Source organism: Streptomyces sp. NPDC127038, from assembly GCF_042725875.1.
Taxonomy (GTDB): Bacteria; Actinomycetota; Actinomycetes; order Streptomycetales; family Streptomycetaceae; genus Streptomyces.
This window is the reverse complement of record NZ_JBHXDQ010000031.1, coordinates 87,237-94,725: the sequence shown is the minus strand read 5'-3', so window position 1 is coordinate 94,725 and position 7,489 is coordinate 87,237. Positions and strand designations below refer to the sequence as shown.

The following is a 7,489-nucleotide window of genomic DNA, read 5'->3' as shown; positions in this document are numbered from 1 at the left end:
TTTCTCGCGTCGCCCGGTCCTGGGCCCGGGTGCGCCCTTCAGGGGACCCGGGGACGGTGACCTCCTCGCGGAGGGGGCAACGCGCCACCGGGTGCTGCCGCCCGTGGGCAGGCGTCCCGCAGGGCGGCGGGACAGGTGGGCGCGGGCACCCGGCGCCGAATACCCCCGACCACCTTCCGGTGCTGCCGCCCGTGGGCAGGCGTCCCGCAGGGCGGGACGGGTGGGCACGGCACCGGCGCCGGGTGTCGTACGAAGCGCCTTTCGGCCACCCCGGGCGACGGAGCCCCGCAGGGACCCCGGGAGCCGGTACCGACGGGCCGCGCCCTCATCAGGTCGGCACGCTTCACCGGGCGGGCCCTCTCCGACGCCCTCACGGGGACGCGCCCCCTTCAGGGCGTGGCGAACCGCCCCGGCGGGAGCGGCGTGGTCCTCCCCGCAGGGGCCGTCCTCGCCGGAGGGGATCACCCGCCCGCGGGGGCCGGTCCCGTGCGCGGCCGAGCCGAGGGGCCGGTGAGCGGGCGGACGGGCGGGATCAGGCGCGGATCTCGATCGTGCGGGCCAGGCGGTCGTGGAGGCCCCGGCCGTCGCGGTCCCAGATCAGGGGCGGGACGGCCACGCACAGGAGCGCCGTGCGCAGCAGCACGCGCAGCGGGTTGGCCCGGCCGCCGCCCTCGGCCACGACCCGCAGACCCAGCAGCCGCTTGCCCGGGGTGGAGCCGACCGTGCCGACCGTGAGCACCCCGAGGACGAAGAAGACGAGCAGCGCCCAGTTGCCCGTGGCCTGGCCGTAGCCGTCGGTGAGCAGCCCGTATGCGATCAGCAGGCACAGGCCCCAGTCGATCGCGAGGGCGCCGAGACGGCGGCCCGGACGGGCGATCGAGCCCGGTCCGTGCTCCGGCAGACCGAGTTGCTCACCCCGGTACCCGAAGTCGACACCGGCGTCCTCCGCCGCCGCGCGGGGGCCGGAGAGCCACGATCCGATTGCTTGCCTGTTGTCCACCCGTCCAAGGTACTGTGCCCGTTTTGCCATGCGGACAGGAGGGGCCCGGAGGGCCGCGGTCGGTTAACTTGGGCGAAACAAATGGGTCACGCTGGAGAAATCCCCCGTCCCTATGGTCGGCTCCAGCGTGTGCCACCGCACTGGCCGCACGAACGAACTACCACCCCGGTCCACAGTGGGCGGGAGTAGGAGGAGCTGGATGTTCCAGAACGCCGACGAGGCCAAGAAGTACATCGCGGACGAGGACGTCAAGTTCGTAGATGTACGTTTCTGCGACCTGCCGGGTGTGATGCAGCACTTCACCATCCCGGCCGAGGCCTTCGACCCGGCCGAGGAGCTGGCCTTCGACGGCTCCTCCATCCGCGGCTTCCAGGCCATCCACGAGTCCGACATGGCGCTCCGCGCCGACCTGTCCACCGCGCGCGTCGACCCCTTCCGCCGCGACAAGACGGTCAACATCAACTTCTTCATCCACGACCCGATCACGGGCGAGCAGTACTCCCGTGACCCGCGCAACGTGGCCAAGAAGGCCGAGGCCTACCTCGCCTCGACCGGTATCGCCGACACCGCGTACTTCGGTCCCGAGGCCGAGTTCTACGTGTTCGACAGCGTGCGCTTCAAGACCGCCGAGAACGAGTCCTTCTACCACATCGACTCCGAGGCCGGCGCCTGGAACACCGGTGCGATCGAGGACAACCGCGGCTACAAGGTCCGCTACAAGGGCGGCTACTTCCCCACCCCGCCGGTCGACCACTTCGCCGACCTGCGTGCGGAGATCTCCCTGGAACTGGCCGCGTCCGGCCTCCAGGTCGAGCGCCAGCACCACGAGGTGGGCACCGCCGGCCAGGCCGAGATCAACTACAAGTTCAACACGCTGCTCGCCGCGGCCGACGACCTCCAGCTCTTCAAGTACATCGTGAAGAACGTCGCCTGGCGCAACGGCAAGACCGCGACCTTCATGCCGAAGCCGATCTTCGGTGACAACGGCTCGGGCATGCACGTCCACCAGTCGCTGTGGAGCGGCGGCTCCCCGCTGTTCTACGACGAGGCCGGCTACGCGGGTCTGTCGGACATGGCCCGCTACTACATCGGCGGCATCCTCAAGCACGCCCCGTCGCTGCTGGCCTTCACCAACCCGACGGTGAACTCGTACCACCGCCTGGTCCCCGGCTTCGAGGCCCCGGTCAACCTGGTGTACTCGCAGCGCAACCGCTCGGCCGCCATGCGTATCCCGATCACGGGCTCGAACCCGAAGGCCAAGCGCGTCGAGTTCCGCGCGCCCGACTCCTCCGGCAACCCGTACCTGGCGTTCTCGGCCCTGCTGATGGCCGGCCTGGACGGCGTCAAGAACAAGATCGAGCCGGCCGAGCCGATCGACAAGGACCTGTACGAGCTGGCTCCCGAGGAGCACGCGGGCGTGGCCCAGGTCCCGACCTCGCTCCCGGCCGTGCTCGACTCGCTGGAGCGCGACCACGAGTTCCTGCTCGCGGGCGACGTCTTCACGTCCGACCTGATCGAGACGTGGATCGACTACAAGCGCACCAACGAGATCGCCCCGCTGGCCCTGCGCCCGCACCCGCACGAGTTCGAGCTGTACTTCGACGTGTGAGCCCCTGGCTCCCGCCGCGTTCGTCTCCGGCCGCGTCCTTCCTCCGGGAAGGGCGCGGCCGGCGCCGTTCCCGCCCCGGTGCGGGGGTGCCTCCGGCGGGGAGTTCTTTGCCCGCCGCGGGGCCGATCGGCACCTGTTCATGGGGAAGCGCGGGCGCACAATGGAAAGCGGGACGAGTGCCTGAGTGCGGGGTGGTGCGAGATGCGGAGCCGATTCCGGAACGATCGGCAGCTGACCGTGCGGATGACGGTCACGCTGTTCCTGCTCGGATTGCTGTACGTGGCCTTCGTCGCCGCGCTGATCGTGTTGCTGAAGTCCTGGGTCCTGGTCGTCGTCATCGCGGCCGGGGTGCTCATCGCGCAGTACTGGTTCTCGGACCGGATCGCGCTGTACGCCATGCACGGAAGGATCGTGGAGCGGGAGGAGTACCCCCAGCTGCACGGTGTCGTCGACCGGCTGTGCGCCGTGGCCGACATGCCCAAGCCGCTGGTCGCCGTGTCGGACATCGACATGCCGAACGCGTTCGCCACGGGGCGCAACGCCGATCACGCGGTGCTGTGCGTGACCACCGGGCTGCTGCGCCGCCTGGAGCCCGACGAACTGGAGGGCGTCCTCGCGCACGAGCTGTCGCACGTGGCGCACAAGGACGTCGCCGTGATCACCGTGGCGTCGTTCCTCGGAGTGCTCGCCGGGCTGATCGTGCGGTTCGCGTTCTACTCGCAGATGTTCGGCGGACGGGGCCGCAAGGACCAGAACACCGTCGCCGTCTTCATGGCCGTGATGGCGGTGTCCGCGGCCGTGTACGCCATCAGTTTCATGCTGATCAGGGCGCTGTCCCGGTACCGCGAACTGGCCGCCGACCGCTCCGCGGCCCTGCTCACCGGCCGCCCCTCGGCGCTGGCGTCCGCGCTGACCAAGGTGACCGGGGACATCGGCCGGATCCCGACGAAGGACCTGCGGACCGCTCAGGCCTTCAACGCCTTCTACTTCACCCCCGCGCTCGGCGCCGAGCCGGGCATCGCCAACCTGTTCTCGACCCACCCGAGCCTGGAGCAGCGGCTCGAACAGCTGGCCCGCATCTCCGCCGAGCTGGGCGAGCCCGCCGTGCCGGACGCGGGCACCCCGACTCCCGGAGAGGTTCTCTGACCGCATGGGGTTCCTGGACATCCTGCTCGGCCGCAGCAAGCCCGCCGTGCCCGACCTCGACCAGCTCTTCGGACTGCCGTCGGCGGCCCTGACCCTCCAGGCGGCGGCCGGGTTCACCCCGACCGGCACGGGAGCGGTGTGCTTCGCGTCGGTCGAGGGCGCGGCCTTCGCCCAGGCCCACCAGGAGGCGCAGGCCCTGCTGGACGCCGACAGCGAGCGGACGGGTCCCCCGGTGGAACGCACCAGGGACGAGTACGGCTACTCCTGGCTTGTCTCCCGCCGCGCGCCCGACGACCTGCCGGCCCTGGTGAGCGACCTGCACGCGGTCAACACCTCCCTGGAAAGCACCGGCTTCGGTCCCCAGCTGCTGTGCTCGGTGGTGGGTTTCGAGGACGACGGCGAGCGGCGGCTCGGTCTCGTCTACCTGTACAAACGCGGGACCTTCTATCCCTTCGCGCCGCTCGCCGGCGGGGGCGAGCGGCGCGACAACGCGCTGGAGCTCCAGATCAAGGCGGTTCTGTCCGACGACCTGCGCGTCGAGCAGGACCTCGCCCGCTGGTTCCCCATCTGGGGCGCGCCGGGCCTGTGACACCCCGGCCCGAAGGGCCCCACGCCCAGGGCCCGGGGACCTCCGCACCGGGCGCTCGTACGGATTTCTCCCGACTGCACCCCACCCCATATCGCTATAAAGTCGTACGGAATCGACACAAGGGGTGCCCTCATGAGCAATCTGTTCGTCGTCGCCTACGACGATGTCGCCACGGCGAGCCGGGTGCGGGACAAGCTCTTCGAGCTGTCGAAGCAGCATCTCGTCGAGCTGGAGGACGCGGTCGTCGTCGAGCGGAGCGAGGACGGCCGGATCAAGCTCCACCAGGCGGTCAGTCACACGGCCGTCGGCGCGGCAGGGGGCGCGCTGTGGGGCGGTGTCATCGGGCTGCTCTTCCTCGCGCCGCTGCTCGGCGCGGCGGTGGGCGCGGCGGCCGGTGCCGCGGGCGGGGCGGTCACGGACACCGGGATCAACGACAAGTTCATGAAGGATCTGAGCCAGAATCTGCGGCCGGGCGCGGGCGCCCTGTTCGTCCTGGTCAAGCAGGCGGCCGGGGACAAGGTGATCCCCCAGATCGCCGAGTTCGGCGGCCAGTTGGTGCAGACCTCGCTGAGCCAGGAGCAGGAGGACCACCTGCGTGAGGCGGTCGCCGCCGCGCAGGCCAAGGCGGCTGCCGGGGGCCCCACGCCGTCGGGGACGGAGACGGGCGGCGGCCCGGCCGGACAGGCGAAGACGGCCGAGGGCACGGCTCCGTCGTCGCCGGGCCTCACGAAGCCGGACCCGAACGCCACCCCCGCCGCCGGTTGACCCGGGCGGTTCCGCAGCCGGCTGCCCCGCTCGGCGACCCCGCGACCGGTCGGCCCGGGCGCCACCCCCGCCGCCGGCTGAACCGGGCGGTCGTCCGACCGCGTACCCCGCCTCGGGCATCGCGTGGCCCGCGTGCGTGAATGGGCAGATGCTCTCCGCCTTCACGCACGACCACGACGGTGAACGACTGAGCTGCGTCGGCAGCCGTGGCGACGACGCCGGGGACGGCGCGGTGACCGCCGTCCTGCTGCACGGCGCGGGCAACGGCAGCAAGGAGCGGCTGCTCCCGCTGCTCGGCGACTTCGCCGCCCGCGGCTGCGCCGGGCTCGCGTTCGACTTCTCCGGACACGGCGAAAGCACCGGCAGACTGGGCGAGTTGAGCCTCCGGCTGCGGTTCGAGCAGGCCGTGTCGGTGATCGACGCGACGGTTCCGGCGGACTCCCCGCTGATCCTGGTCGGCTTCAGCATGAGCGGCCAGACGGCGACCGATCTCGCGCGGCACTACGGCAAGCGCGTGGTGGCGCTCGTCCTGTGCGCGCCCGCGGTGTACGCCGCCGAGGCCTGGCCCCTCCCGTTCGAGGACCCGAAGAGCCCGGACCGGGAGGACAAGGGTCCGGCGAGCACGGATCCGGCGGGCACGGGCACGCAGGGCACGGGCCCGGCGGGCGACGCCCCGGACGGTGGCCCGCGGCAGGAGACACCCGCTGCGCCGAGCCGCTTCAGCCGGATCCTCCGTACCCCGGACAGCTGGCGGCGGACGCCCGCGCTCGACGTGCTGCGGGACTACGAGGGCCGCGCCGTGCTCGTCGTCCCCGCCTCGGACGCGGTCATCCCGCCCGCCGTGACGCGGGCCGTCGCGGACGCGCTGGGCACGCGCGCGGACTTCACCCGCCTCGAACTGCCCGACGCCGATCACTTCCTGGGCCTGTGGTTCCGCGACCACGCCGAGGACCGGTGCCGGCTCGTGGACCTGGCCCTCACCGGACTCGGCGGCTGAGGCGCCGGCGGTCTCAGACGCCCGGCGCCGCCGGGACCACACCCGCGATGACCGCCGCGCCCAGCGCCGCGTGGTCGGCGGCGTTGCGGTCCGTGTAGCGCAGCGCGAACTCCGCGACGGCCCGCTCGAAGGTGTCGGCGCCGCCGAGATAGGCGGCGATGGCGACGCGGTCGCCGGAGCGGGCGTGCGCCCGGGCCAGGGCGGTGCCGCAGAGCCGGGCGTAGGCGCGCAGTTCGCCCGGGCCCATGCCGGAGATGTCCGCCGACTCCTTCATGTCGTGCAGCTGGCGCCAGTAGAACGCCCGTCCCTCGGGGCCGGTCGTCCAGCCGAGGAAGGCGTCGCCCGCGGCCTGCATCAGCCGCTGGCCCGCGACGACCCGGCGCCCGGGATGGACGTACGGGCCGCTGGGCAGGTGCTCCTCAAGCACGGACCGTCCCGCCTGTCTGATCTGGAGGAACAGCGGATCGTCGGCGTCCCGTCCGGCGAGCAGCACGATGAAGCAGCGGGTGCCGACGCTGCTCACGCCGACGACCTTGCGGGCGGCGTCGACGAACCGGTAACGGTCGAGGAGCAGCCTGCGTTCCTCGGGGAGCGTGGAGCGGTAGTCGCTGAAGATCTTGCGGAGCGAGGCCATGTCCATGGATCCGGCCGGTTCCAGCAGGGGCGGGTCGTGGACGATCCGGCGGCGGCCCCCGACGGTCTCGGTGAGCTTGCCCAGCGCCAGCAGGCTGGTGCGGCGGCGGGCCCGGGTGAGGGTGGCCTCGGCGCGCCGGCCGCGGCGGCCCGAGCGGACCAGGGGCAGCAGCAGACCGGCGTCGATGTGCTGGTACCAGACGGTCAGTTCGCCCTGCCGGGCCAGTCGCCGTACGGATTCGCGGTACTGCCCGGCGGCGGCACGGGCCGCGCCGAAGACGTGCTCCTCCTTGTGCCCGTTCTCCCGGGCGGCGACCGCGACGCTGGCCGCGAGCCGTTTGACGTCCCACTCGAAGGGGCCGGGGAAGGTCTCGTCGAAGTTGCTGAGGTCGAAGAGCAGGGGGCGTTCCGGGGCGGCGTACAGGCCGAAGTTCAGCAGGTGGGCGTCGCCGCAGAGCTGGACGGTGAGTCCGGTGTGGGGCTGGGCGGCGAGGTCGGCGGCCATGACGGCGGCGGCCCCGCGCAGGAAGGCGAGGGGGGAGGCCGCCATCCGGGCGTACCGGATGGGCAGCAGTTCCGGGAGCCGGTCCCGGCCCTGTGCCTGGAGGATCCCCACGGGGTCGGGGCGGCCGGCGGCGGGGATCCAGCTGCCGTGCGCGGATCGGCGCACCCGCTTGCGGGCCGCCCGTCCGTGGGCGGCCCGGTCCGCCGTGCCGGCGGTGCCGGCCGTGACGCTGTCGCGGAGCACGG

7 protein-coding genes are annotated in these 7,489 nt (G+C 72.4%); 5 read left to right on the top strand and 2 right to left on the bottom strand.

What is annotated here, in order from left to right; genetic code table 11:
* Nucleotides 1-532 precede the first annotated feature (532 nt).
* Entirely contained in the window at nt 533-1,000 is a 468-nt protein-coding gene (locus tag ACFWI4_RS22060; protein ID WP_385400590.1) for an RDD family protein, read from the bottom strand.
* Nucleotides 1,001-1,199: 199 nt separating this feature from the next.
* Between ACFWI4_RS22060 and glnA the strand changes: the two genes are divergently transcribed.
* The 5 genes from glnA (at nt 1,200) to ACFWI4_RS22035 (ending at nt 6,106) form a co-directional block, all read left to right on the top strand.
* A complete protein-coding gene (gene glnA, locus ACFWI4_RS22055) occupies nt 1,200-2,609 on the top strand; it encodes a type I glutamate--ammonia ligase (protein ID WP_385400586.1) in 1,410 nt (469 codons plus the stop codon).
* Between the two features lie 201 nt (nt 2,610-2,810).
* Nucleotides 2,811-3,755, top strand: a complete 945-nt coding sequence (htpX, locus tag ACFWI4_RS22050; RefSeq protein WP_387198745.1) for a zinc metalloprotease HtpX — start codon at nt 2,811-2,813, stop codon at nt 3,753-3,755.
* A 4-nt stretch (nt 3,756-3,759) separates the two neighbouring features.
* Complete coding sequence (locus ACFWI4_RS22045; RefSeq protein ID WP_385400581.1) at nt 3,760-4,344, top strand: hypothetical protein; 585 nt, start codon at nt 3,760-3,762, stop codon at nt 4,342-4,344.
* Nucleotides 4,345-4,476: 132 nt separating this feature from the next.
* Nucleotides 4,477-5,109 carry a DUF1269 domain-containing protein gene (locus tag ACFWI4_RS22040; protein ID WP_387198742.1) on the top strand — a complete coding sequence of 211 codons (633 nt, stop codon included), beginning with the start codon at nt 4,477-4,479 and terminating at the stop codon, nt 5,107-5,109.
* A gap of 148 nt (nt 5,110-5,257) precedes the next feature.
* On the top strand, nt 5,258-6,106 hold the full coding sequence (locus ACFWI4_RS22035; RefSeq protein ID WP_387198739.1) for an alpha/beta hydrolase: 849 nt from the start codon (nt 5,258-5,260) through the stop codon (nt 6,104-6,106).
* A 13-nt stretch (nt 6,107-6,119) separates the two neighbouring features.
* Here ACFWI4_RS22035 and ACFWI4_RS22030 read toward each other — a convergent pair whose 3' ends face one another.
* Entirely contained in the window at nt 6,120-7,487 is a 1,368-nt protein-coding gene (locus ACFWI4_RS22030) for a DUF2252 domain-containing protein (protein WP_387198735.1), read from the bottom strand.
* Between the last annotated feature and the right edge of the window lie 2 nt (nt 7,488-7,489).